23 protein-coding genes are annotated in these 25096 nt (G+C 48.7%); 22 read left to right on the plus strand and 1 reads right to left on the minus strand.

The features are described from left to right. Nucleotides 1-224 precede the first annotated feature (224 nt). From ACSQ8O_RS17805 to spoVM, 19 genes are all read left to right on the plus strand, one after another. On the plus strand, nucleotides 225-3038 hold the full coding sequence (locus ACSQ8O_RS17805; RefSeq protein WP_436242737.1) for a calcium-translocating P-type ATPase, SERCA-type: 2814 nt from the start codon (nucleotides 225-227) through the stop codon (nucleotides 3036-3038). A 545-nt stretch (nucleotides 3039-3583) separates the two neighbouring features. Next, on the plus strand, nucleotides 3584-4414 hold the full coding sequence (gene dapF / locus ACSQ8O_RS17810) for a diaminopimelate epimerase (RefSeq protein ID WP_436242738.1): 831 nt from the start codon (nucleotides 3584-3586) through the stop codon (nucleotides 4412-4414). A 16-nt stretch (nucleotides 4415-4430) separates the two neighbouring features. Further along, nucleotides 4431-6305, plus strand: a complete 1875-nt coding sequence (locus ACSQ8O_RS17815) for a bifunctional homocysteine S-methyltransferase/methylenetetrahydrofolate reductase (RefSeq protein WP_436242739.1) — start codon at nucleotides 4431-4433, stop codon at nucleotides 6303-6305. 14 nt (nucleotides 6306-6319) lie between these two features. After that, on the plus strand, nucleotides 6320-7219 hold the full coding sequence (locus ACSQ8O_RS17820; RefSeq protein WP_436242740.1) for a YicC/YloC family endoribonuclease: 900 nt from the start codon (nucleotides 6320-6322) through the stop codon (nucleotides 7217-7219). A 34-nt stretch (nucleotides 7220-7253) separates the two neighbouring features. Continuing rightward, entirely contained in the window at nucleotides 7254-7514 is a 261-nt protein-coding gene (gene remA, locus ACSQ8O_RS17825; RefSeq protein WP_009672664.1) for an extracellular matrix/biofilm regulator RemA, read from the plus strand. Continuing rightward, complete coding sequence (gmk, locus tag ACSQ8O_RS17830) at nucleotides 7504-8142, plus strand: guanylate kinase (protein ID WP_056612367.1); 639 nt, start codon at nucleotides 7504-7506, stop codon at nucleotides 8140-8142. Before remA ends, gmk begins: the two co-directional genes overlap by 11 nt. Beyond that, nucleotides 8143-8370, plus strand: coding sequence for a DNA-directed RNA polymerase subunit omega (gene rpoZ, locus ACSQ8O_RS17835; RefSeq protein ID WP_056612362.1), 228 nt, complete (start codon nucleotides 8143-8145; stop codon nucleotides 8368-8370). Between the two features lie 68 nt (nucleotides 8371-8438). Next, on the plus strand, nucleotides 8439-9662 hold the full coding sequence (coaBC, locus tag ACSQ8O_RS17840) for a bifunctional phosphopantothenoylcysteine decarboxylase/phosphopantothenate--cysteine ligase CoaBC (protein ID WP_436242741.1): 1224 nt from the start codon (nucleotides 8439-8441) through the stop codon (nucleotides 9660-9662). Further along, entirely contained in the window at nucleotides 9662-12175 is a 2514-nt protein-coding gene (gene priA / locus ACSQ8O_RS17845) for a primosomal protein N' (protein ID WP_436242742.1), read from the plus strand. Before coaBC ends, priA begins: the two co-directional genes overlap by 1 nt. A 40-nt stretch (nucleotides 12176-12215) precedes the next feature. Further along, nucleotides 12216-12701 (plus strand): peptide deformylase, encoded by a 486-nt coding sequence (gene def, locus ACSQ8O_RS17850; RefSeq protein ID WP_057313262.1) that lies wholly within the window; start codon nucleotides 12216-12218, stop codon nucleotides 12699-12701. Beyond that, entirely contained in the window at nucleotides 12698-13645 is a 948-nt protein-coding gene (gene fmt / locus ACSQ8O_RS17855) for a methionyl-tRNA formyltransferase (RefSeq protein WP_436242743.1), read from the plus strand. Before def ends, fmt begins: the two co-directional genes overlap by 4 nt. A 113-nt stretch (nucleotides 13646-13758) precedes the next feature. Beyond that, the gene (gene rsmB / locus ACSQ8O_RS17860; RefSeq protein ID WP_436242744.1) at nucleotides 13759-15219 is read left to right on the plus strand and encodes a 16S rRNA (cytosine(967)-C(5))-methyltransferase RsmB; all 1461 of its coding nucleotides are present in this window, start codon (nucleotides 13759-13761) and stop codon (nucleotides 15217-15219) included. 79 nt (nucleotides 15220-15298) lie between these two features. Next, a complete protein-coding gene (gene rlmN / locus ACSQ8O_RS17865; protein WP_436242745.1) occupies nucleotides 15299-16369 on the plus strand; it encodes a 23S rRNA (adenine(2503)-C(2))-methyltransferase RlmN in 1071 nt (356 codons plus the stop codon). 12 nt (nucleotides 16370-16381) lie between these two features. Next, on the plus strand, nucleotides 16382-17146 hold the full coding sequence (locus tag ACSQ8O_RS17870; RefSeq protein ID WP_236287734.1) for a Stp1/IreP family PP2C-type Ser/Thr phosphatase: 765 nt from the start codon (nucleotides 16382-16384) through the stop codon (nucleotides 17144-17146). Next, the gene (gene pknB, locus ACSQ8O_RS17875) at nucleotides 17143-19251 is read left to right on the plus strand and encodes a Stk1 family PASTA domain-containing Ser/Thr kinase (RefSeq protein ID WP_436242746.1); all 2109 of its coding nucleotides are present in this window, start codon (nucleotides 17143-17145) and stop codon (nucleotides 19249-19251) included. The genes ACSQ8O_RS17870 and pknB overlap by 4 nt, the downstream gene beginning before the upstream one ends. Then, nucleotides 19251-20183, plus strand: a complete 933-nt coding sequence (gene rsgA, locus ACSQ8O_RS17880) for a ribosome small subunit-dependent GTPase A (RefSeq protein WP_056612345.1) — start codon at nucleotides 19251-19253, stop codon at nucleotides 20181-20183. Before pknB ends, rsgA begins: the two co-directional genes overlap by 1 nt. Before the next feature lie 5 nt (nucleotides 20184-20188). Continuing rightward, the gene (gene rpe, locus ACSQ8O_RS17885) at nucleotides 20189-20839 is read left to right on the plus strand and encodes a ribulose-phosphate 3-epimerase (protein WP_436242747.1); all 651 of its coding nucleotides are present in this window, start codon (nucleotides 20189-20191) and stop codon (nucleotides 20837-20839) included. A gap of 16 nt (nucleotides 20840-20855) precedes the next feature. Beyond that, nucleotides 20856-21101 carry a hypothetical protein gene (locus tag ACSQ8O_RS17890; RefSeq protein ID WP_171635556.1) on the plus strand — a complete coding sequence of 82 codons (246 nt, stop codon included), beginning with the start codon at nucleotides 20856-20858 and terminating at the stop codon, nucleotides 21099-21101. Nucleotides 21102-21435: 334 nt separating this feature from the next. Then, nucleotides 21436-21516 carry a stage V sporulation protein SpoVM gene (gene spoVM / locus ACSQ8O_RS17895; protein WP_036634233.1) on the plus strand — a complete coding sequence of 27 codons (81 nt, stop codon included), beginning with the start codon at nucleotides 21436-21438 and terminating at the stop codon, nucleotides 21514-21516. Between the two features lie 104 nt (nucleotides 21517-21620). Here spoVM and rpmB read toward each other — a convergent pair whose 3' ends face one another. Then, a complete protein-coding gene (gene rpmB / locus ACSQ8O_RS17900; RefSeq protein WP_029197753.1) occupies nucleotides 21621-21809 on the minus strand; it encodes a 50S ribosomal protein L28 in 189 nt (62 codons plus the stop codon). Between the two features lie 249 nt (nucleotides 21810-22058). Between rpmB and ACSQ8O_RS17905 the strand changes: the two genes are divergently transcribed. From ACSQ8O_RS17905 to ACSQ8O_RS17915, 3 genes are read left to right on the plus strand one after another with little or no spacing between them, the layout of a single operon-like run. After that, nucleotides 22059-22418 carry an Asp23/Gls24 family envelope stress response protein gene (locus tag ACSQ8O_RS17905; RefSeq protein ID WP_057313255.1) on the plus strand — a complete coding sequence of 120 codons (360 nt, stop codon included), beginning with the start codon at nucleotides 22059-22061 and terminating at the stop codon, nucleotides 22416-22418. Nucleotides 22419-22447: 29 nt separating this feature from the next. Beyond that, nucleotides 22448-24190: a DAK2 domain-containing protein gene (locus ACSQ8O_RS17910; protein ID WP_436242748.1), complete on the plus strand. Its 1743-nt coding sequence runs from the start codon at nucleotides 22448-22450 to the stop codon at nucleotides 24188-24190. 45 nt (nucleotides 24191-24235) lie between these two features. Beyond that, on the plus strand, nucleotides 24236-25096 hold the full coding sequence (locus ACSQ8O_RS17915; protein WP_436242749.1) for a DegV family protein: 861 nt from the start codon (nucleotides 24236-24238) through the stop codon (nucleotides 25094-25096).

Genomic DNA, 25096 nt, shown 5'->3' on the forward strand with positions numbered 1-25096 from the left:
GCATACAACTCCATTCTTTGAGGCTAGTTGTCATTTGTCATTGCCGTTACCTCTTCATACCGTGGCTGACAACTTTGCTAATCTCTATGATGCCATACTTTTCACAAAAACTTAAGGGGCTCTGGACAGGAAAGATGATTTCAGGGATATTTTCCTGCTTGTCTGAATACAAATACGTATAAGTGTGAGACAAGATCAAGTGGATGTGGGAGGGAGAAGGGCGGATGAGTCAGAATAAGTGGTACCAGTTGAACTCGGAGGATGTCTTGCAATTGCAGCAGGTGGATATACAGCAAGGATTGCCCTGGGAAGAGGCTTGGAAACGGCAGGCTGAGGTAGGGCGAAACGAGCTCTCAGAGGGGCAGCGTGTATCACCAATCACACTGCTCTTAAATCAATTTAAAGATTTCATGGTGCTGGTGCTATTGGGGGCGACTCTGATATCCGGCTTGCTAGGTGAATATTTAGATGCGATTACCATCGTCATCATTATTGTGATGAATGGGATTTTGGGTTTTACACAAGAGTTTCGAGCGGAACGCTCACTACGTGCACTGAAAGAGTTGTCTGCGCCGAATGCCAATGTGTGGAGAGAAGGAGCTATTCATCAAATTCCGGCGCGTGATCTGGTGCCAGGGGATATTGTGTTCTTGGAGAGCGGAGATAGAGTCCCGGCGGATGTTCGATTTCTGGAGACGAATGGTGTCTATATCGAAGAGTCCGCCTTAACCGGGGAGTCCATTGCCGTCAGTAAAACGATTGCGCCTATTCCTCATGACGAAGTACCGCTTGGTGATCAGCGAAATCTGGGCTTCATGGGGACGATGGTTTCTCGTGGCACGGCGAAAGCAGTTGTCGTTCGAATTGGGATGGGCACGGAAATGGGCAAAATCGCTGACCTGATTCAAAATACTGAATCCATGGAAACACCGCTACAGCACCGTTTAGAGCAGCTAGGTAAAATCTTAATTATCGTCGCAATCGCGTTGACGATTCTTGTTGTTGTAGCTGGTATCATGCATGGACAACCACCGTATGCGATGTTCTTAGCAGGCGTCAGCTTAGCTGTTGCTGCTATCCCAGAAGGGCTTCCAGCGATTGTAACTATCGCACTAGCGCTCGGCGTTCAGCGAATGATTAAGCGGAAAGCGATCGTCCGGAAACTGCCTTCGGTGGAGACGTTAGGTTGTGCTTCCGTTATTTGTTCAGATAAAACGGGGACGCTCACGCAGAACAAGATGACTGTGACCCATTTATGGGTCGGTGGTGATGTACTTGAGGTTACAGGAGACGGATATGCGCCCGTTGGTAACATTCTTCTGAGCGGTCAACATACGGACGCACACAAGCACCCAACACTTTCGAAGCTACTCCACGTGTCAGCCCTTTGCAATAACGCAACCTTAATCGAAGAAAAACAAGAAACAAAGAGAAAGAAAGGGAAAGAGGGCAGCGAGGGAGCAACTTCGATTTGGAACATTAAAGGGGATCCAACAGAAGGAGCCTTAGTTGTTCTGAGTGCCAAGAGCGGGATTACACAAGTTTCGTTGAGTGAAAAATATAAACGGATCGCCGAGTTCCCATTCGATTCGGAACGCAAACGGATGTCCGTACTCGTGTCCTCCGAGAATGGCCGCATGGCTTGTACCAAAGGGGCTCCGGATGTGTTGCTGCAGCATTGCAGTTACATTTTGTGGGATGGCAAGGTCATTCCTTTCACGTCAACACTGAAACAAAAGGTCATCTCAGCGAATGAAGGTATGGCCAAATCAGCCCTGCGGGTATTGGGTATTGCTTATAAGGAACTTAAAGCGAGTGATCGATATGATGATCACGAGGATATTGAGAATGGCTTAGTCTTCGTAGGGTTAACGGGTATGATTGATCCTCCGCGCAAAGAAGTGCGTGAAGCGATCTCCAAATGCCGTAAAGCGGGCATCAAGACCGTTATGATCACCGGGGATCACCAAACGACAGCAGAAGCCATTGCGAAGCAGCTAGGGATGATTCCGACCAATGGTGTCAGTATGAGCGGTCAGCAAATTGGACAGCTTTCGGATGATGAGCTCGACGCCAAAGTCAATGATACCTACGTTTATGCGAGGGTATCCCCTGAGCATAAGCTGCGTATTGTGAAATCGTTGCAGCGCAATGGACACGTTGTTGCCATGACGGGTGATGGCGTTAACGATGCACCAGCCATTAAAGCGGCTGATATCGGAATTGCCATGGGGATTACGGGAACCGATGTATCCAAAGAGGCTTCCTCCTTAATTCTTAGCGATGATAATTTCTCGACGATCGTTGCAGCGATTGAAGAAGGGCGCAGCATCTATGAAAATATCCGCAAGTTCATTCGTTATTTACTTGCCTCTAACGTTGGCGAGATTATGACGATGTTCATCGCCATGATGGCGGGGCTTCCGCTTCCGCTTGTGCCAATTCAAATTCTTTGGGTGAATTTAGTGACTGATGGTCTACCCGCGATGGCGCTAGGTGTGGATCAGGCGGAGAAAGACCTCATGCAGCATAAGCCGCGTTCAGCGAAGGAAAGTATTTTTGCAAGACGCTTAGGATGGAAAATTATTTCCCGTGGTATCCTCATTGGAGTATGCACACTGGGGGCTTTCTGGCTCATCTTACGCGTGAATCCAACGGATGCAGAGACCTTGTTGAAAGCGCAAAGTGTTGCGTTTGCGACTTTGGTTATGGCGCAGCTCATCCACGTGTTTGATTGTCGCAGTTCACGTTCCATTTTCCACCGGAATCCTTTGCAAAATAAGTACCTAGTTCTGGCAGTACTATCATCGCTCATACTCATGCTCGGCGTTATGTACATCGAAGCACTCCAACCGATCTTCAAAACAGTTCCTCTAGGCTGGAAAGATTGGATTCTTGTTTTAATTGCAGCTGGTATTCCGACCTTCTTTATGGGTCTAGGCAGTGTGTTCTCGCCAAAACGCAACAAAGGTTCAAGAGGATCGAGAGGTTCAAGCGCCTCTGTGTATAATAAATCGTCTAAACCGAGCTTCCGATAAGGGACATGGAGAGATGGAAAGATGGAAAGCTGCCGTGAGGCAGCTTTTTCCTGTTTAGGGCCCCATCTTTACCTCGACACTGCCCTGCCAGACTCCCGTTCCGCCTACGAGTAGATGTATTTTATACAGTTAATATACTGGAATTTCCCTTGAATTTCCGAATAAATGGATTTTCTCCAGTTATTTTCGGGGTTTTCTTTGGATTTGAATAGAATGGAAGGGATTAACTACATGTTTACCATTTAAACTCAATTTTAGATCATATTCGCTCGAAATAGGTGTAGGTTTTCCAGTAATTTATTCAGCACATCCAATTCACACTATTCACCTACCGTAACTCATTCCACCAACACACGCTACTCACTTACCATATCTCATCTCATCCCCCTAGCAAACTCCCACCAACTGCACCAAATCCAAAAGTCACTGTTAGATTTACAACTATGGCGATTTAGCGACTATGACGTGCTGCGAGGGCGCAGGGCTATGCATACTGACGATTTTACGCTATGATAATGGCTAAACCGCACATAGGGGTGCTTGACATGAATTTTACGAAAATGCACGGTCTTGGCAATGATTTTATTGTCGTAGCCGGAGAGAAAGAGCTGCCTGCCGGGGCGGACCAGTTGGCCATTCAGTTGTGTAATCGATTTTTTAGCATCGGTGCTGACGGTGTTGTCTTTATTCTTCCTTCAGAGAAAGCTGATTTTCAAATGCGCATTATCAACTCGGATGGATCTGAGGCCGAGCAATGCGGCAACGCGATCCGCTGTGTTTCCAAATATGTTTATGACCATAAGTTGATTGATGCTACTGAAATTACTATCGAAACCATTGGTGCTGGTGTACAGAAGGTTCAAGTACATGTGCAAGATGGTCGAGTTGTGACTGCACGTGTGGACATGGGAGAGCCTATTCTACAGGGACTTCAGGTACCAACGACTGTTGATGCTGACGAGGTGATCGATTATCCAATCGAGGTAGATGGCACATCATTTCGTTTTACAGCGGTGTCCATGGGGAATCCGCATTGTGTCATTTATGTAGAGGATGCTGTGAATTTTGACTTGGCAACATGGGGGCCTAAGCTTGAGGCACATCCTATGTTTCCGCGTAAAATAAATGTCGAATTCGCAACCGTTCGAGATCGCGCTTATACAGATATGCGTGTTTGGGAGCGTGGCGCTGGGCCTACGCTTGCTTGCGGAACGGGCGCGTGTGCTACGCTGGTCTCTTCCGTGCTGAATGGTCTATCTGATCGTGAAGCGACCGTTTCACTCAAAGGTGGAGACCTGTTCATCGAGTGGCTGGAAGAGGACAATCACGTCTATATGACGGGGCCTGCAGAAGAAGTGTTTACAGGCAAACTATAGATAGGGGAAATGATGCATGAAATTGGATCTTCGTGCAGCGCTGCAACAGGAGATTTTGACCGGTGACGGCGCTATGGGGACATACTTATATCAGATGGGATTTCCCGTCGGCATTTCATATGAAGAATTGAATTTGCTTAGACCAGAAACGGTCGCTGACGTGCACCGCCGTTATTTCGAGGCAGGTGCTCGTCTTATTGAAACGAATACGTTTTCGGCGAATCGGGAGAAGCTTTCGAAGTACGGGCTGGAAGGCGACGTTGAAGCCATTAACCGCGCGGGTGTTGAGCTCGCTAGGAACGCTGTTGGCGACGATGCTTATGTCGTTGGAGCTATCGGTTCCATTCGCGCAGGCAAGCGAAAGAATGTAAGAACCTCTGAAGTCGAGCAATCCTTACGGGAACAGATAGGTATTCTGCTTGACTCACCTGTGGACGGGCTATTATTAGAGACCTTCTACGATTTGGAAGAGCTGCAGCTTGCTTTGCGAATTATTCGCAGCATGAGTGGGCTTCCTGTGATCTGCCAGTTTGCCAATGAGGGCACGGGCAGCACGCAGGACGGTGTTCCGTTGCAAGAAGCTTTCCTGCGGTTACGTGATGAAGGCGCTGATGTGATCGGCTTCAACTGCCGGGTCGGCCCGAACGGGATTCTGCGTTCGATGGAGAAGATCGCGCCGATTCCTGGTATTCCATTCTCGGCGTTTCCGAACGCAGGTTTGCCCGACTACGTAGACGGGCACTATACGTATGCGGCGACGCCGAAGTACTTCGCTGAAAGCGCGCTGCGCTTCGCTGATCTTGGTGCGCGTATCATCGGCGGCTGCTGCGGCACGACGCCGGAGCACATCGCCGCTGTGGCGAAGGCGCTGCAGGGCTACGTGCCGGCTGCACCAGGCGCAGCTCCTGCGGGAGCCGCTGCGATCGTGATCGAGCCGGCACCGGCGAAGCCTGCGCCGCCGGCGGGCATACCTTCACTGCTGGACATCGTGAAGCAGCGCAAAACCGTCATTGTCGAGCTGGATCCTCCGAAGGATCTCGACATCGAGAAGTTCATGCAGGGTTCGAAGGCCCTGCAGGACGCTCATGTCGACGCCATTACGATGGCCGACAATTCCCTTGCTGTGACGCGCATGAGTAACCTAGCACTCGGCTACCTCGTGCAGGAGCGTTTGGGCGCGCGTCCGCTCATTCACATAGCGTGTCGTGACCGCAACATGATTGGGACGCAGTCCCATCTCATGGGCTTGCACGCGCTGGGGATAGACCACGTGCTGGCCGTGACCGGCGATCCCGCCAAGTTTGGCGATCTCCCCGGGTCCAGCTCTGTGTATGACCTTACCTCATTCGAAATTATTCGGATGATCAAACAGCTCAACGAAGGCATCGCCTTCTCCGGTAAACCTTTGAAGCAGAAGGCTAATTTCGTTGTTGGTGCGGCATTCAATCCGAATGTGAAGCATTTAGATAAAGCCGTTCAGCGCTTGGAGCGCAAGATTGAGGCAGGCGCAGATTATATCATGACGCAGCCTGTGTACGATGCGAAGCTCATTGAAGACATCTATGAAGCGACCAAGCATTTGCAAATTCCTATTTTCATCGGAATCGCCCCGCTGGCTAGTGGTGGCAATGCCGAATACCTGCACAATGAGGTCCCAGGTATTCGTCTATCGGATGAAGTTAGAGCACGGATGGATGGCTTGAAAGGCCCAGAAGGTCGCGCAATGGGTGTGGAAATTGCCAAAGAATTGCTGGATACGGCGATGCAATACTTTAATGGTATTTATCTGATGACGCCATTTCTGGCGTATGAAATGTGCGTAGATCTGACGAACTATGTGTGGGAAAAGTCGAAAAGGCATGATTTCCACTTGTACCCACTTTCAAAATGAATTAAAATAGGGTAATGGATGTGATTAGAATGATTTGCAGTATGACCGGGTTCGGACAAGCGAATCGTTCTTTTGCGGGATACAACGTGTTTATCGATGTGAAATCGGTCAATCATAGGTATAGTGAAGTGTCGATTCGGTTGCCGAAGGAATGGGCGGCTTTTGAAGACGCTTTGAAGAAAACGGTATTGCATGCTGTGAAGCGAGGACGAGTTGATGTCTTCATCACGGCGGAACGTGAAGCAGCTTCCCCGAAGAACCTAACGGTTAATTATGCTTTGGCAGATGCTTATCTGGAGGCAGCTGAGCAGTTGAAGCAGCGGTATGGGATCACGGGTCAGGTAGATCTCAACGATTTATTGAAACTTCCTGAGCTGATTCAAATGAAAGACGTACGTCAAGAGCCTGATGACGAGATTGAACAGGAGCTATGCGCCTGCTTACAGGAGGCTGTCGCTCAACTATCCGCAATGAGACACCGCGAAGGTGAATGCTTAGAGCAGGATATCCGCGAACGGCTAGCCGAGATGAAGCGAATTCATATCGAGTTAGAAGCACTTGCTCCTCAAGTCGTTCAGGAGTATGCGACGAAGATGACGATTCGCATTCAGTCCCTCGTTCTCGATGGGATACCTGTGGATGAGCAACGCCTAGCGACTGAGATTGCTCTCTTCGCAGATCGTTCGAATGTGGATGAGGAATTAACGCGTCTGAAGAGTCATTTTGGGCAATGTGATGCATTGCTTTTAGACAAAGAGCCTGTTGGCCGAAAGTTGGACTTCTTGATTCAAGAAATGAATCGGGAAGTGAACACGATCGGATCGAAGTCGAATCATTCGGAGCCTACGGCTAGAGTGATTGCGATGAAAGCAGAGCTTGAGAAAATGCGGGAACAAATACAGAATATCGAGTGAAGCTTGCATGTGCTTCGCGAGGAGGAAGTCCTAGATGGCTATCAAATTAATCAATATCGGGTTCGGCAACATCGTATCGGCGAACCGCATTATCTCGATCGTGAGTCCAGAATCCGCTCCGATCAAGAGAATCATTCAAGAAGCGCGTGATCGTCACATGCTGATTGACGCTACATATGGTAGAAGAACCCGTGCCGTTATTATCACGGACAGCGATCATGTGATTTTGTCGGCAGTACAACCAGAGACGGTAGCGCATAGACTTTCGAATAAGGACGATGATCATGACGAGTAATACGAACACTCTTGAGCGTGAGAGAGGTATTCTGATTGTTTTATCCGGACCGTCTGGTGTTGGCAAAGGAACGGTTTGTGCGGCGCTGCGCAAGGTTGCTCCTGATATTGTCTACTCGGTATCAGCGACAACACGTTCTCCTAGACAAGGTGAAGTAGACGGTGTTAATTATTTTTTCAAAACCCGCGAGCAGTTTCAGCAGTTGATTGAAACCGATGAAGTGCTGGAATGGGCTGAATATGTGGGCAACTTCTATGGAACACCAAGACGTTTCGTAGAGGAGACGCTGCGTTCAGGCCACGATGTGATCTTGGAAATCGAGGTTCAAGGTGCACTTCAGGTCAAGCAGAAGTTTGACGAGGGTGTATTTATTTTCTTGTTGCCGCCATCTCTAGATGAGCTTGAGAATCGTATTGTTACACGTGGTACGGAAACGGATGAGGTCATCCGCAGTCGCATGTCAGTGGCCATCGATGAAATTCGTCTGATGGAACACTATGATTATGCGATCGTAAATGATCATGTAGATACCGCATGCGCGAAAATACAAGCGATACTAGCTGCTGAGCATTGCAAAAAAGATCGTATGTTTCCAAAAATCGTACAATGGATGGATGAGGTGAATTGAATGTTATACCCTTCAATTGATAAACTGCTCGATATCGTAGACAGCAAGTACTCCCTGGTTGTTGCAGCTTCCAAAAGAGCTAGATCCCTTCGTGATGGTGCGAAATCGGATTTGAAAGGCCAGAAAGCTCATAAACATGTTGGTGTTGCGTTAGAAGAACTTTACGGTAATTACATCGGTTACGAGAAAATTAACACAAACGAGAGCGAGAAATACGCGAAGAAATAAACCGCCTTACCCAACAACCCTAGTGGTTGTTATTTTTTTCTCATTTGGCATTTCGAAAGGGGATTCACATGGGTGTATTGCAAGGCAAAACGATCGTGCTCGGTGTCTGTGGAGGCATTGCGGCTTATAAGGCTGCGGCGTTAACGAGTAAATTAACACAAGCTGGGGCTGTTGTGCGGGTCATTATGACACGCTCCGCGGTGCAATTCGTTGCGCCGTTAACGTTTCAAACTTTGTCGCGGCATCATGTTTTTGTCGATACCTTCGATGAGAAGGATCCCGCAGTTGTGTCTCATATTAATTTGGCGGACAGCGCGGATCTCGTGCTGATCGCCCCAGCTACGGCGAATACGATCGGCAAACTAGCTTTAGGGCTTGGTGATGATATGCTGAGTACCACGTTGCTTGCAACCATGGCACCGATCTGGGTGGCACCTGCGATGAATGTGCACATGTACGCGAATCCTGCGGTACAAACCAACATGGAGGCGTTGCTTCGTCGCGGCGTCCGTTTTATTGAACCAGGTGAAGGGCAACTGGCCTGTGGCTATGTGGGCAAGGGGCGTCTTGCTGAGCCGGAGGAGATTTTTGCCGCGGTTGAGCGGCATTTTCAAGGGGAGCCTGGACGCTTAGCAGGTAAACGTGTGTTAGTGACGGCCGGAGGCACGGTAGAACGTCTAGATCCTGTTCGTTATTTGACCAATGACTCTTCAGGCAAAATGGGTTATGCCATTGCAGAAGAAGCTGTGCGGATGGGGGCGAAGGTAACGTTGGTTTCAGGACCATCGGCTCTAGCCGTACCTGAAGGTGTTCAGCTTGTTCCTGTGCAGTCTGCGCTGGATATGCGCGAAGCGGTGTTAAGCAGGCTCGGAGAAAGCCAGCTCATCATTAAAGCGGCTGCTGTGGCCGACTATCGTCCTGCTGTGGTTGCTGAGCAAAAAATCAAGAAGAAAGCGGACTCGCTGACGCTTGAGCTCATTAAGAATCCCGATATTTTGCAGGAGATCGGAACGCTGAAGACGAAGAAACAGTTCGTCATCGGGTTTGCAGCGGAAACGGAAGCGTTGGATGAACATGCGATGGACAAGCTAAAGCGCAAAAACTGTGATCTCATCGTAGGGAACGATGTGTCACAAGAGGGTGCTGGCTTTGGCGGGGATACGAATGTGGTTCGCTTCTATGATCAGAACGGGCTTGTACAAGCACTGCCTATACAAAGTAAATGGGATGTTGCGCGCAAACTGCTCGAACTCGCTGCAGAGCGAATGGCTGTCGCGGCGGGGGAATCCTGATGTACGCCAAAGTCATTGTCGATGTCCCAGCCAAGCAAACCAATCGGGCGTTCGACTATGAAGTGCCTTCATCTCTGAGTAAGTGGGTCGAAGTCGGCAGCCGAGTGGGTGTACCGTTTGGACCACGTGTTCTGCAAGGCTTTGTGGTTGAACTGCAAGAGGAAACGCAAGTCGATGCGAAGCGCATCAAGCCGATTCAAAATGTGTTGGATCTGGTCCCACCCTTGACGAGTGAGCTTGTCAGTCTTGGACGCTGGATCAGTCGTATGTATATGTGTCATGAAGTAACGGCTCTGCAGGCGATGCTTCCTGCGGCTTTGAAAGCGAAATATGAGCGTGTAATTATCGTAGGGGATGAATCTGAGGATCAATCCTTTCTCGATATGCCAGATATTGAAGCTATTATTAGCTTTGTGAAGAGTAAGGAATCGGTTTCCATGGACGTGCTGTTGGAGCGTTTTTCGAAGGAAGGCGCTCTGATCAAAGAGCTGCTGTCATCGGGTAGGCTGACGGAAGTACAGCTAGTGAAGGACCGGATGAATACCAAAAAGGCGCTAACCGTGTTTCCTCCAGCAGATGGTCGTGGCTTGGAAGAGGGTCTTGCTGAACTTCCGGCCAGAGCGAATAAGCAGAAGGATGTACTGCGATATTTGATCGAGCATCCGCATGCCATTCGATTGACGGAGCTGATGGAAACGATTGAGGTCGGAGCAAGCACGGTCAAAAGCTTGGCGGATCGCGGCTGGATTGAGCTGCGCGAGGTGGAAGTGATGCGCGACCCGTATATGGGGCGTGCTTTTGAACGGACGAAGCCGCTTACTCTGACGGAGGAACAGAGCGGCGTGTTTACCCCTATTCGCGAAGCGGTGGCCGAAGATCGACATGAGGTGTTTCTGCTGCATGGCGTGACGGGAAGCGGAAAGACGGAGGTATACCTACAATCCATCCAGCAATGCTTGGATATGGATAAGGAAGCCATTGTTCTTGTTCCGGAAATTTCATTGACGCCGCAGATGGTGGAGCGCTTTAAAGGGAGATTCGGCGACCTTGTTGCTGTTCTGCATAGCCGACTGTCCAATGGCGAGCGATATGACGAGTGGCGTAAAATTACACGCAAGCAGGTAAAGGTCGTAATCGGTGCACGTTCGGCGATTTTTGCCCCTTTTACGAACATTGGCTTGATCATTATAGATGAAGAGCATGAATCCTCGTATAAACAAGAAGAGAGTCCGAAATATCATACCCGTGATGTGGCTGTTCAAAGGGCAAAGCAGCAAGATGCTGTTGTGGTACTCGGCTCCGCTACGCCATCTCTGGAAAGTATGGAGAAAACGAGACGCAGGCGGGATCGACCTAAACCTCCTTTTACATTGCTGACCATGAAGGAGCGCGTTGCTAGCAGACCTATGCCGCCCGTGACGATTGTGGATATGCGTGAGGAGCTGAAAACCGGCAATCGGTCGATGTTTAGCAGATCTTTGTATAAAGCGATCGAAGAACGGTTACACAAGAAAGAACAGACCGTATTGCTGCTGAATCGACGCGGTTACGCGACTTTCGTGATGTGCCGGACGTGCGGTTTCGTTTCACAGTGTCCGCATTGTGACATTTCATTAACGTATCACCAAAGCTCACATGCGCTGCGTTGTCATTATTGCGGTTATGCAGAGCGTGAAGTGAAGGAGTGTCCGAGCTGTCAGTCCGAGCATATTCGCCATTTTGGGACCGGGACGCAGCGTGTTGAGGAAGAGCTCAGTAAGATATTTCCTGGCATTAGGGTCATCCGTATGGATGTGGATACAACGACTGAAAAGGGCTCTCATGAGAAATGGTTGACGATGTTTCGCGAGAAGCAGGCGGATGTTCTTCTGGGGACGCAGATGGTGGCAAAAGGGTTGGATTTCCCTGATGTTACCTTAGTTGGGGTCATCGCGGCGGATACCGTGCTAAATATACCTGATTTTCGCTCCGCTGAGAGAACGTTCCAGCTCTTAACGCAAGTTGCAGGTCGAGCGGGACGGCATGAGAAGCAAGGAGAAGTGTTTGTACAAACGTATACCCCTGAGCATTACAGTGTGCAATATGCGAGTCATCATGATTATATTGCGTTTGCCAACCATGAGATGGATATTCGTGCTAATTTAGGTTATCCGCCTTATCAAAGATTGATTTTAATTACGTTCTCACACGAGCAAGTACCGCTCTTGGTGCGCATGGCGGAAGCCTTTGTTACACGGTTGAAAGAGATCGCTCTCCCTTATACGAGACAGCAGGTAGATTTGTTTTCGGAAGCCGTATCGATGGATTCATCCTTTCATTTTGATGTGTTAGGACCTGTTGCGTCGCCTATTTCCCGAATCAAAGATAGATATCGATTCCAATGCGTGGTAAAATATCGTGGGGAAGATTTAGCTGCAGAGATCGTTGGGAAGACAGTAGCTTGGTTTGAGGAACGCTCAGCCAAAGAAAAGCTGCTAATAAGCGTGGATGTTGACCCGCAATATTTGATGTAATACCCCCTAATCGAGAAGACTTAAAGGTAGGTGCACATTCATGGCTATTCGTATTATTGTTAAAGATCCAGATCCTGTGCTGCGTGAGAAAGCGATCACAGTTACGAAATTTAATTCCAATCTGCATAAATTGCTTGATGATATGGCAGATACGATGTATGAGGCGGAAGGCGTAGGTCTTGCTGCTCCACAAATCGGTATTCTGAAGCGTGTAATCGTGATGGATTGCGGCGAGGAGCATGGCGGGTTAATCGAAATGGTGAATCCTGAGATTGTTGTTTCCAGCGGGGAACAAATGGGACCTGAAGGCTGCTTGAGTATTCCTGGGCTTCGTGGTGATGTACTTCGTGCGTTGAACGTAACGGCGAAAGGGCAAGATCGCGATGGGAATCCGATTGAAGTGACAGGAACTGAACTGCTAGCTCGTTGTATTTTCCATGAGATTGATCACTTAAATGGCGTATTGTTTACGGATCTTGCGGTCAAAACGTATACGGCCGATGAAGAAGAGGAAGAAGAAGCGTGAATATCATTTTCATGGGTACACCAGAATTCGCAGTACCCTCCTTGCAAGCACTCTTGGAGGAAGGCTATAACGTGACAACGGTTGTCACGCAGCCGGATCGGCCGAAGGGACGCAAACGCGTCCTTACGCCGACCCCAGTGAAGGTAGAGGCGGAGAAGCATGGGATTCCGGTGCTTCAACCCGTGAAGCTGCGTGAAGCAGATTCCGTTGAGCTGATTCGCCAGCTTGCACCAGATTTAATCGTAACAGCGGCTTATGGCCAAATTTTACCGAAATCGGTGTTAGATTTGCCTAAGTATGGCTGCATTAATATTCACGCATCTCTGCTTCCAAAATATCGGGGGGGAGCGCCGATTCATCATGCTGTCATGCGAGGTGAGGCTGAAACCGGCGTAACCATTATGTATATGGCGGTTGGATTGGATACCGGAGACATGATCTCGCGTGTTGCACTTCCGATTGAGGATACGGATACGACAGGGATGTTGTTTGAGAAGCTGAGTATAGCTGGGGCTGATTTGCTGAAGCGGACGCTGCCAGATTTATTGGCTGGTCGGATTGAGGCTGTTCCTCAGAATGACGCTGATGCGATCTATTCCCCTAATATTCGCAGGGAAGATGAGCTTTTGGATTGGTCACGCTCTGCAACGGAGCTGTGGAATCACATTCGAGGATTAAACGCATATCCTGGCGCTTACACGTTCTGGAATGGAGATGTGCTGAAGGTATGGGCGAGCTTGAAGCCGAAGCAATCAGGTCAAGATCGAACTGGCATAGTGCCAGGAACTGTGCTTAGCTGCAGCGAGCAAGGGATTGAAGTCATGACGGGAGCAGGTGCCTTGTGGCTAACGGAGATTCAACCTGCTGGCAAAAAGGCAATGCCGGTATCTGAATTCATCCGCGGAGCGCAAATTCCTGCGGGTACGGTACTGGGGAACGCGTAAAGGTAAAATCGAAATATTGCGCACGCTGGGGCCGATTGGGCTCATGTAAGAATAATTTTTGAGATTGATGAAAATCAATTTACAATGCCACGAAAAAAATGAGGTATTTGATTTTGTCTACGACTAAACCAACTGGTCCGCAACATGGACATACGAATTCGCAGAGATCGGGTAAGCCCTCTGCGCCAAAATCATCCTCGGGCGCTGCGAAGAGCAGCGCTGTTAAGCGTTCTGCCCGTGATGCGGCACTGGATGTACTTATTCGGGTTGAAGAGAATCAGTCCTACAGCAATCTTCTGTTGAATCAAGTGTTACAGAAGCATGCCCTTGAGCGTGCAGATGCTGGACTGGCAACGGAGCTTGTGTACGGTACGATTGGGCGCCAGAATACGATTGACTTCTTCTTGGAGCGTTTCGTCAGCAAGGGTCTTGCGAAGCTGGAGCCTTGGGTGAGGTGCTTGCTGAGGCTGAGCTTCTATCAGCTGCATTATTTGGACCGCATCCCTGACCATGCGGTCGTGAGCGAAGCGGTCAATATTGCGAAGCGCCGAGGCCACCAAGGCATCTCGGGCATGGTCAACGGTGTGCTGCGCGCGATCATCCGCAGCAAGGACGAGCTCACGCTGCCGGCTGCGCTCGGCGACGTGAAGCGCATCGCACTGAGCCATTCCCATCCGGAATGGCTCGTGCGCCGGTGGATCCGTCAGCTCGGCCCTGAGCTGACGGAACAGATCTGTGCGGCGAACAACGAGCCGCCGCACGTGAGCATTCGCGCGAACGCGAGGCGGCGCAGCCGCTTGGAGCTGCTGGAGCAGCTCCAAGCTAGCGGCCTCAGCGCGGAAGCGTCAGAGCTGGCCCCGGCCGGCATCCTTGTGCAGGGGGCCGGGAACATGGCGTTAGTCCCCGGCTTCCAGCAAGGGGACTTCTCGATTCAAGACGAGAGCTCGATGCTCGTCGCCGAGGCTCTTGACCCGCGTCCAGGCATGAAGGTGCTGGACTGCTGCGCCGCCCCTGGCGGCAAGACCGCCCACATCGCGGAGAAGATGGACGATGTGGGTCAGATTTGGGCTTGTGATCTGCATGAACACAAGCAGAAATTAATCGCAGATCAAGCGGAGCGTCTGGGACTATCGTCGATTCAGACGCTCGTGATGGATGCTGCGAAGCTGGATGAGCATTTTGCGGCGGAGTCGTTCGACCGCATCCTGCTTGATGCACCTTGCTCTGGCTTTGGGGTTATTCGCCGCAAGCCGGATCTCAAGTGGGCGAAACAGGAGGCGGAGATCGAAGCGATCAGTGAAACGCAGTATGCGATTCTGAGTCGTGTGCACCGTCTGCTCAAGCCAGGCGGCGTGCTGGTGTATAGCACGTGCACGATTGAACAGGCTGAGAATGAGGGCATGATCGAGCGCTTTCTTGCTGAACACAGCGAGTTCGAGCTAGCTCCGCTGCCAGCGGATGTTTTCACGGAGATTGACCCGAAGGCGGCTACGTCTGGTATGGTGCAAATTTTGCCGCAGCAGTTCCATTCGGACGGTTTTTTTATCGCTCGCCTGCGTAAGCGTGACGTGTAACAGACAGGGACGTGTGTTCGTTCCTGCTTTGTGTTAAAATATTTTAAAATAGACGAAATAACAACAGGTTGTGATAAATGTGGGTATTAAGCCGTATGAGAAAGAGAAACCGTTTGTATATGATTTGAATTGGGATGAGTGGCAAAGCTGGGTCAAAGAAAATGGGGAGTCTGCGTTTCGTGCCGGTCAAATTTTTGATTGGTTATACATTAAGCGCGTTTTCAACTTCGACGAAATGTCGAATTTGCCGAAAACACTTCGCGACAAGTTGAAGGATCAGTTTGAGTTCGTTACCCTGTCCGAGATTACGAAATATCAATCCCAGGATGGCACGGTCAAGTTCTTGTTTGAACTTGAAGATAAGAACGCTATTGAAACCGTCGTGATGAAGCATAATTACGGCAACAGTATTTGCGTGACGACCCAAGTCGGCTGTCGAGTCGGCTGTACGTTCTGTGCGTCCACTTTGGGCGGGTTGAAGCGGGATCTACGACCAGGTGAGATTGTCGCTCAGGTTGTGAAAGCGCAGAAATTGCTTGATGAGACGGGAGAGCGTATCTCTTCCATCGTGATCATGGGGATTGGTGAGCCTTTCGAAAATTATGAAGCGACCATGAATTTCCTGCGTGTCATGATTCACCCGAAAGGGTTGAATATCGGACAGCGTCACATCACGGTATCCACGAGTGGAATCGTACCGAACATTTATAAGTTCGCGGATGAGAATTTGCAAGTAAATTTGGCGATTTCGATCCATGCGCCGAATGATGCACTGCGATCGAAGCTAATGCCGGTTAATCGCAGGTTCCCTTTCGTAGATCTCATCGAAGCTTGTAAGTACTACATTGCTAAAACGGGCAGACGGATTACGTTTGAATATGCCCTCATGGGCGAAGTGAATGACCAGCCTGAACATGCGGAAGAGTTGGCGCTTGTCTTGAAAGATATGCCGCTCAGCCATGTGAATCTGATTCCTGTCAATTTTGTGGCTGAACGTGATTTCAAGCGTACACCCCGAGATGATATTTTTACCTTCCAACGTATTCTGGAGAAGGGCAAAATTAATGCCACCATACGCCGTGAACAAGGTAGTGATATTGCTGCTGCCTGCGGACAATTGCGAGCTAAGCATATGGAGAGCAGTAAATGAGGTGAGAGCCGGATGAAGATGGTAAGTCGTACCGATATAGGGAAGGTCCGTCAAGTCAATGAGGACCGTGCCGCTATCTACCATCAACTCAATGGTCTATCTTTGGCTATTGTTGCGGATGGAATGGGGGGGCATCAAGCTGGTGATATTGCCAGTCAAATGGCCATTGACACGATTGGAGCGCAATTGCAATCCATCCATTGGGGAATGTCGGTGGAGTCCTGTAAGCAAATACTGAGGGAAGCGATTGAGAAGGCGAATGAGGAGATTTATGCTTTTGCGTCGGATCAAGAAAAGTACCATGGCATGGGAACGACTGTCGTTGCCATTATTGCTTCACAGGAGCTTCTCATTATTGGACATATCGGGGATAGCCGTGCGTATAAACTGACTGGGGAATCTATCCAACAACTGACGGAGGATCATTCCTTAGTTTACGAGCTTGTTAAGAATGGGCAGCTGACGATGGAAGAGGCTGACCATCATCCAAGACGTAATTGGATTACACGTGCACTAGGCACTGAGCCTAGTGTGGAAGTGGATCTGTATGAGTACACGTGGCGTCCAGACGATGTTATTCTCATTTGTTCGGATGGTTTGAGCGGATTGGTCGATGATGCGGATATTTTGCGAATTGTTCGGGAAACCGAGCAGTTGGAAGATGCGGCAGATGCGTTAATTCAGAGCGCGCTTCGCGAAGGCGGAGATGATAATGTAACGGTCCTTTTATTTGCACATGATCAGGATTCGGACGGAAAAAGGGGTGATGGGAATTGATCGGTAGAAAGCTTGGAGGCCGCTATGAGATCTTAGAACGTATTGGCGGAGGCGGCATGGCTTTAGTCTACAAAGGGCATGATTTGCTTTTGAATCGTAAAGTAGCTGTCAAAGTGCTGCGTTCACAGTATGTGCACGATGAAGAATTCATTCGTCGTTTCCGCAGAGAAGCACAAGCAGCCGCTTCCCTATCTCATCCTAATGTTGTCAGTATTTATGACGTTGGGCAAGAAGAGGATGTCCATTACATCGTGATGGAATATATCGAAGGCAAGACGCTTAATGATTTGATTAAGGAAAAGGCACCATTACAGGTGGAAGACGCGGTTCATTATGCAAGTCAAATTGCAGATGCACTTGATCACGCCCATCATAATGAAATTATTCACCGTGATATCAAGCCGCACAATATTCTAATTGGCAAGAACGGCCGTGTGAAGGTGACGGATTTCGGTATTGCTAGAGCTGCGACATCATCTACGATTACACAAACGGGGTCTGTCGTCGGTTCTGTTCACTATTTCTCGCCTGAGCACGCGAAAGGCACGAATACGGGGGAGAAATCCGATCTGTATTCGCTTGGCATTGTGATGTATCAAATGCTGACCGGTCGACTTCCTTTTCTAGGGGAAAGTCCGATTTCCGTCGCCTTGAAGCATTTGCAGGAAGATGTGGAAGAGCCGCGTAAGGTGAATCCGCTGATTCCACAAAGTGTAGAGAACATTATACTCAAGGCGATGCGCAAAAAGCCGGAAGAACGGTATCAATCTGCGAAGCTGATGATGGCCGATCTCGATACGTGCTTGGCTCCAGATCGTCGGAATGAAGCGAAGGTCGCTTTCTGGGATGCTTATGGCATGGATGAAGAGCGCACGCTGGTTATGCCAGCCATTCGCGCTGATCAGCTAGCTCAATTCGATGACGACGACGATGATGAACCAGACAAGCCAGCTTGGCGAGAAGAGCCAGCTCCTTCAAAGGGGAAAGGCTGGATTAAGCCGCTCATCTGGATTGCTGTTTTGTTAATTGTGCTGGGCGCCATGTGGTACATGGTTGGTTATGTGAAAGGGATGTTCGCCATTGAGACCGTTGAGGTCCCGAATGTCGAGAACAAGATACTGACACAAGCGCAAGCTGAACTAACGGTTGCCAAATTAGGCTGGACGGTCGAATACGACGCGGATAGCAAATTGCCCAAGGATACGGTCATTCGTCAAGATCCAAGCGGGTTAAGGCTGAATGTTGGTACTAAGGTCATTCTTTACGTGAGTAAAGGCATACCCAAAGTTAAAATGGACAACTATGCGGGGCAAACCCTAAACGATGTTAAATTAAAGCTGCAGGGACTCGGTATTAAGGATGACCAAATTACGATCAAACCTGAAACCTCCGACAATGCGCCGGATCTGATTCTCAGGCAGTCACCCCCTCCTGGTGAGGAGTTTGAACTGGAAAAAGCCGCAATTACCTTAACGGTGAGCAAAGCGAAGGAAACGGTTAAAATGCCAGACTTAGTTGGCTTGGCGGAAGCAGAGGCGAAGGCACAAATTACGAAGCTGGGTCTGAAGCTCCCCGTCAATGGCATTACACGTGAGAAGAGCTACAAAGTAGCTAAAGGGAAAGTAATCGCCCAGTTTCCTTATAAAAAAGATGAGGAAGCCTCCATTGGCGGGGAGATTTCACTCGTCATTAGTGATGGTTTGCCAGAGGAAGCTGGTCAACTCACGGTTAGCGTACCTGTGAAGCCGACAACAGAAGGCAAGGACTCTGTGTTCAAAATTATTGTAAGCGACGCCCAATATGAGAACTTCGAATACTTGACGGAAAAAGTCTCGAAGCCGCAAAACTTGGATGTCAAAGTCATTGTTTCACCGGACAAAAAAGCCGTAATCTTGATCAAAGAAGGAGATAGCTTGGTTAATTCAATCACACGCACCTATCAAGATTATTTGGATCAAAAAAATGGGAAAAACGTATCGCCTAGTCCATCCCCGACTCCGAAGACGCAAAATACAGGACCTGCTATTCCTGTGGGCGGCACTGGAAATGGGCAAGGACAAACCGGTGGAACAGCTTCCAAACCACCTGCTGGAGGGGCCAATTAATGCCGCAAGGACTCATTGTCAAAGCGCTTAGCGGTTATTATTATGTATTGCCTGAAGGAGCTGCTCTTCTAGAGGGGAATACGGTTACTTGTCGTGGAAGAGGCGTGTTCAAAAATAGAAATATAACGCCGCTTGTTGGAGATCGTGTCGTGTACGAAGCCACAGAGAACGGGGAGGGAACCGTTACGGAAATCCTTCCTCGCTCTTCGGAGCTTATTCGTCCGCCGATCGCGAATGTGAACGTGGTTGTGCTTGTTTTTTCGGTGACAGAGCCTGTTCTGAATACACAGCTATTGGACAAGTTTCTGGTGCATATCGAGAATACGGGGATTGATGTGCTGTTATGCTTCACCAAAAGCGATTTGCTGACGGAGACGGATGACAATGCCTCTCATGCCAAAGAAATGACTTCGACGGAATTTAAGCGGATTACGACCCTCTATGAGGGAATAGGTTATCCCTTCGTTACGACGAGTTCTAGACTTGAAGAGGGCGTAGAAGCGATTCTACAGCATTTGGATGGCAAAGTGAGTGTGTTTGCTGGACAATCCGGCGTTGGCAAGTCCTCTTTATTGAATAAAATGATTAGCGGTCTTGATCTAGAGACGAATGCGATCTCTCAACGATTAGGGAGAGGAAAGCATACAACTCGTCATGTGGAGTTGTTGCCTCTTGCTAATGGGGGCCTTGTTGCCGATACACCGGGCTTCAGCCAGTTGGACTTCATGGAGGTCGAGGCGGAAGGGCTTAGCAGCTGCTTCAGAGAGTTCGCGGCTGTTGCTGAGGGATGTCGATTCAGAGGTTGCTTGCATTTGCATGAACCGGACTGTAAAGTGCGGGACGGCGTTGCCAGTGGGACGATCGCAGCTTCTCGTTATGATCATTACTTGTTATTTTTAACTGAAATCAAGGATCGGAAAAGGAGGTATTAGGCGTAATGGTATATGTAGCACCTTCTATTTTATCTGCCGATTTTGCCAAGCTTGGCGATGAAATTAAGGCAGTGGAGCAGGGCGGAGCGGACTGGATTCATGTCGACGTGATGGATGGGCATTTTGTGCCCAATATTACAATTGGTCCCTTAGTCGTTGACGCGATTCGTCCAGTCACCAAGCTGCCTCTGGATGTTCATTTGATGATCGAAAAGCCGGACCGCTATATTCCTGATTTTGTAAAGGCTGGTGCGGATCTGATTTCTGTGCATGTAGAAGCCTGTACGCATCTGCACCGGACGCTCGATCTAATTAAACAAAGCGGTATTAAAGCTGGCGTTGTGTTGAATCCTGCTACACCAATTTCGCTGATTGAGTATGTGCTTGATGAGCACTTGGATCTCGTGCTTATTATGACGGTGAATCCAGGCTTTGGTGGGCAGGCGTTCATCCCTGGGATGCTGACAAAAATTCGCGCGCTGCGTGAGCAGGCGAATGCGAAGGGGCTCACGGGGCTTCACATTGAAGTAGACGGCGGTATCAACGAGATAACAGCTCGTCAGGTCATAGAGGCGGGGGCTGACGTCTTAGTAGCCGGCAATGCCGTATTCGGGCAACAGGACCGTGCTGAGGCCATTAGACGAATACGCGGCTAAAAGGGGACGAAGGACAATGAGATTTCTCTGGTTACTGATGTACAGTCTGCTTTGCGCGGTATTATTGACTTGTTTTTCAACCATAGACGATTTTGTGAAGTACATTTTCTCGCTTGGCGCTCTCTACGTAGGGATGCGGTTCTTCCGTCGATTTGAACAAATCAGCTTCCGCGTATGGTTTATCGTCATCTCGGTATTCTTCTATTTCATATTTAGTTTAATTGTTGCATTGTACAATGAGGTGGGCATAACGGCTCCATAGCCGCATACATATAGTTACAAGAGTGATGCGCTCTTGTAGCTTTTTTTGCTTTCTGGAAGCAACTGAATTGTGGGAGGAAGTAAAAATAGAAGGCACTTTTTCTACGCTCTGGGCATACACTGTTGTAATGATGTTTTAGGAGCAGTCATGCACGTTGTGAAACGTTTGCTCAAGAAGGTCAGTGAACTGGCGCTAGAACAAGCAGAAGCTTGTGAATAAGGCGGCTGACGGGCCGCGAAGTGAATGCTTGAACGAGGTCAGTGAGCTGACGACAATTCTAAGCTGATGCTTTCGAAGCCAGTTTTCTGACGAAAACTCTAAGGAGGGGTAGAGAATGAAATTCTACACAATCAAACTGCCGAGATTTTTGGGAGGATTCGTGAAAGCTGTACTTAATACGTTTAGTAAAAACTAGGGTTTGCCCATACTTACGTCATTCTCCCCAGGAATGCAAAAAAAGCACCGATTAAGGTGCTTTTTGTCATTCACATAAGTAAGTTAAGTATCCGTAGCTACGAATTAAACGCGGGCCACTTTTCCGGATTTCAACGCACGAGTACTTACGTAAACCCGTTTCGGTTTACCATCAACGAGGATGCGAACCTTTTGAACGTTAACTCCCCAAGTACGCTTGTTTTTATTGTTAGCGTGGGACACGTGATTTCCTGAACTAGGACTTTTACCTGTAATGAAACATTTGCGGGACATGTTTGACACCTCCTTCGGCAGTATACAAAGAAGCCTGGGTGGCAAGCCTAAGCTTGACATGACAGTATTCCTCAAATTTTTACTTGTGATACGTGAACGTAACCAGCAAAAACACACTTAAACATAATAGCATAGCAAAAGGAGCCTAGTCAACGAATTAAGCGCATTTTTGCCGTTTATTTATGAAGTATGTTATAGTACAATGAAGATTAGTCTTGGTAAAGCGAAACTTGAAGGAGTTGTTACATAATGCCGATTGAACTCACAACCGAGTATGGAAAAGTGTATATTACCAATGAAGTGATTTCAACTCTGGCCGGATCTGCTGCATTAGATTGCTATGGACTTGTAGGCATGGCAACGCGAAAGCAATTGAAGGATGGTATAGCTGAGCTGCTAGGTCGAGACAATTTGAGCCGTGGTGTCGAAGTTCGTAAAGAGAACGGCCGACTTGAAATTGATCTTTATATTATTGTCAGCTATGGAACCAAAATATCCGTAGTGGCAGGTAATGTCCAAACGAAAGTCAAATATATTTTAAATGAAGTTGTAGGGCTGCAAGTAGACGACGTGAACATCTTTGTTCAAGGCGTGCGAGTGGCCAAATAAAAGCCCGATAACCAGGAAGGGGAATCACTTTGAGTAAGCGCTTTATTTCAATAAATGGAAATGACTTCACTGCCATGGTCTTGGCGGGTGCGGATAACCTTCGCAGGAATGTAGATAAGGTTAATGGATTGAACGTATTCCCTGTACCCGATGGAGATACTGGCACCAACATGAATTTAACACTCACAGCAGGCTGTGAGGAACTGAAAAAGAAGCCATCTTCTCATATTGGGAAAGCAGCTGATGCATTGTCCAAAGGGTTACTGATGGGTGCAAGAGGCAATTCCGGTGTGATTTTGTCACAATTGTTCCGCGGTTTCGCGAAATATGTGCATGAATTAGAAAGTGTGAATGGCCAACAATTCGCAGCTGCCTTGCAGCAAGGCGTAGAAACAGCGTATAAGGCTGTTGTGAAACCGGTTGAGGGCACAATTTTAACGGTATCCAAAGAAGCTGCTAAACATGCCGTGCAATTCCGCCGCAGCAGTGATGTATTGGATTTGATGAACGAGGTTTTGGGCAGAGCCAAGGAAGCACTGGCCAAAACACCAGATCAACTTGCGATTCTTAAACAGGTCGGCGTTGTTGATGCGGGAGGCCAAGGTCTTGTCTGTGTCTACGAAGGTTTCGTTACGTCGTTAAGCGGCGGTTTGGTACAAGTCGACGAGGACTTTGCAACGATGGATACGAATCTAGGTGAGGTATCGCTTCTTCCTGGCATGAACTTGGCCAAAGAAGTACATGCTCACATGCCAGCACAGGCCCATTTAGCAACGGAAGATATCGAATTCGGCTATTGCACGGAATTTATGCTGACGATTGCTCCAGGCAAGGTCAAGGGTTTTACATTCGATGAAGGTACGTTCCGTGATCAGCTTAGCAAGCTAGGAGATTCGCTCCTTGTTGTTGCTGATGAAGAGCTCGTGAAAGTGCATATTCATGCGGAATACCCAGGCGAGGTTATGAATCAAGCGATGAATTACGGCGCACTCAGCCGGATCAAAATCGAAAATATGCGTGATCAGCATTCACATATAGTAGAAGACGTGACGCATGGGTACGAGGCTCCTGTCGTGAGTCCTGCTAATGTTGCAGTAATCACAGTGCCAAATAAGCCGTATGGCTTCGTTGCAGTTGCACTGGGTGACGGGATTACGGACATTTTATCCAGTGTGGGTGTGGATGTCGTGCTGTCTGGCGGACAAACGATGAACCCAAGTACAGAGGATATCGTGAACGCAGTGAACAGTATTGATGCGGATACGATTTATGTGCTTCCGAACAACTCGAATATTATTTTGGCCGCGCAGCAAGCGGTTGATCTAGTCGATAACAAAACACTGATCGTCATCCCATCGAAATCCATTCCGCAAGGACTAGCAGCTATTCTGGCTTTCCAGGAGAAGGCGGATGCACAGACGAATACGGACGCGATGAATGAATCACTGCGACGTGTGAAATCCGGTCAAGTGACGTATGCGGTGCGTGATACGAACATGGATGGGATAGATATTAAACAGGGTCATTTCATCGGTATTCAAGATGGGCGAATTGTCTCTTCCCAGCCAAGTCTGATGGACGCTTGCAAGAAGCTGCTGGAGGAAATGATCGATGAAGGCAGCGAAATCGTAACGATCCTGACGGGCGAAGATGCGACGGAGGAAGGAACGGGCGAGCTGGAAGCTTTTATCCAGACGATGTATCCGGATATGGAAATTGAGCTTCATCCAGGTGGACAACCCTTGTATGCTTACCTTTTCTCCGTTGAATAGGATCGTACAAGCAGGTAGTGTAAATTCGTGATTGGAGTGAGCCCTGTGACAAATATTCGTATTGTAACGGATAGCACGGCCGATATTCCATTGGCTGTCAGAGAAGCGTTGAACATCGAAATGGTGCCGCTCAAAATTAATTTTGGCGAAGAACAGTATTTGGACGCGGTGACGCTGCAATCTGAGGATTTCTATACGAAGCTGACGTCATCCTCACACTTCCCAACAACGTCAACGCCTTCACCTGGTGAGTTTCTGAACTTCTATCAAAGCTTGTTGGAGGAACCTGATGCCGAGGTGATCTCGATTCATTTGGCTTCCGTGTTGAGTGGAACGTACAGGACGGCTGAATTGGCTGCTTCAATGCTTGAGGGAGATCAAGTCGGCAGGGTTCACGTCATTGATTCTTGTTCGGCCTCGTATGGGATAGGTGCGCTTGTTGTAGCTGCTGCCGAAGCGGCTCGAGCTGGGAAAAGTGTGGACGAGATCCTAAAGCTTATTGAGACAATGAGAGCGCAATATTATATTTATTTCCTTGTAGACACGCTTGAGTTTCTTCAGAAAGGCGGTAGAATTGGCAAGGCTTCGGCCTTGTTCGGTTCCTTATTAAACATTAAGCCGATTCTTTCTTTAGATCATGCAGGTGAAGTGACGGTTATTGATAAAGTTCGTGGTAACAAAAAAGCGATTGCACGCATTCTTGAGTTGTTAGCTGCGGATTTGTCCGACAAGACGATCCGCACGCTGCATATTGCTCATGCTAATAATTTGGAAGGTGCGGAGCAGCTGCGAGGGGCCATCGTGCAGCGGTTCGCTGTGGAGCACGTGGAATATATCACTTTAGGTCCTGTTATTGGCGCACACGCTGGACCAGGTACCATTGCAGCCTTCGTAGGTACGGTGTAA

This window comes from Paenibacillus sp. LjRoot56 (assembly GCF_964253335.1).
In the GTDB taxonomy this organism is placed as follows: domain Bacteria; phylum Bacillota; class Bacilli; order Paenibacillales; family NBRC-103111; genus Paenibacillus_E; species Paenibacillus_E allorhizoplanae.

Excerpts from the sequence above, each read along its gene's own strand:
- def (WP_057313262.1), top strand. The coding sequence starts at position 12,216 with ATGGCTATTCGTATTATTGTTAAAGATCCAGATCCTGTGCTGCGTGAG.
- remA (WP_009672664.1), top strand. The coding sequence starts at position 7,254 with ATGGCTATCAAATTAATCAATATCGGGTTCGGCAACATCGTATCGGCG.
- ACSQ8O_RS17805 (WP_436242737.1), top strand. The coding sequence starts at position 225 with ATGAGTCAGAATAAGTGGTACCAGTTGAACTCGGAGGATGTCTTGCAA.
- dapF (WP_436242738.1), top strand. The coding sequence starts at position 3,584 with ATGAATTTTACGAAAATGCACGGTCTTGGCAATGATTTTATTGTCGTA.
- ACSQ8O_RS17870 (WP_236287734.1), top strand. The coding sequence starts at position 16,382 with ATGAAGATGGTAAGTCGTACCGATATAGGGAAGGTCCGTCAAGTCAAT.
- rpmB (WP_029197753.1), bottom strand. The coding sequence starts at position 21,809 with ATGTCCCGCAAATGTTTCATTACAGGTAAAAGTCCTAGTTCAGGAAAT.
- rpe (WP_436242747.1), top strand. The coding sequence starts at position 20,189 with ATGGTATATGTAGCACCTTCTATTTTATCTGCCGATTTTGCCAAGCTT.
- ACSQ8O_RS17905 (WP_057313255.1), top strand. The coding sequence starts at position 22,059 with ATGCCGATTGAACTCACAACCGAGTATGGAAAAGTGTATATTACCAAT.
- ACSQ8O_RS17820 (WP_436242740.1), top strand. The coding sequence starts at position 6,320 with ATGGATGTGATTAGAATGATTTGCAGTATGACCGGGTTCGGACAAGCG.
- spoVM (WP_036634233.1), top strand. The coding sequence starts at position 21,436 with ATGAAATTCTACACAATCAAACTGCCGAGATTTTTGGGAGGATTCGTG.
- coaBC (WP_436242741.1), top strand. The coding sequence starts at position 8,439 with ATGGGTGTATTGCAAGGCAAAACGATCGTGCTCGGTGTCTGTGGAGGC.
- gmk (WP_056612367.1), top strand. The coding sequence starts at position 7,504 with ATGACGAGTAATACGAACACTCTTGAGCGTGAGAGAGGTATTCTGATT.
- priA (WP_436242742.1), top strand. The coding sequence starts at position 9,662 with ATGTACGCCAAAGTCATTGTCGATGTCCCAGCCAAGCAAACCAATCGG.
- rsgA (WP_056612345.1), top strand. The coding sequence starts at position 19,251 with ATGCCGCAAGGACTCATTGTCAAAGCGCTTAGCGGTTATTATTATGTA.
- ACSQ8O_RS17890 (WP_171635556.1), top strand. The coding sequence starts at position 20,856 with ATGAGATTTCTCTGGTTACTGATGTACAGTCTGCTTTGCGCGGTATTA.
- rpoZ (WP_056612362.1), top strand. The coding sequence starts at position 8,143 with ATGTTATACCCTTCAATTGATAAACTGCTCGATATCGTAGACAGCAAG.
- ACSQ8O_RS17815 (WP_436242739.1), top strand. The coding sequence starts at position 4,431 with ATGAAATTGGATCTTCGTGCAGCGCTGCAACAGGAGATTTTGACCGGT.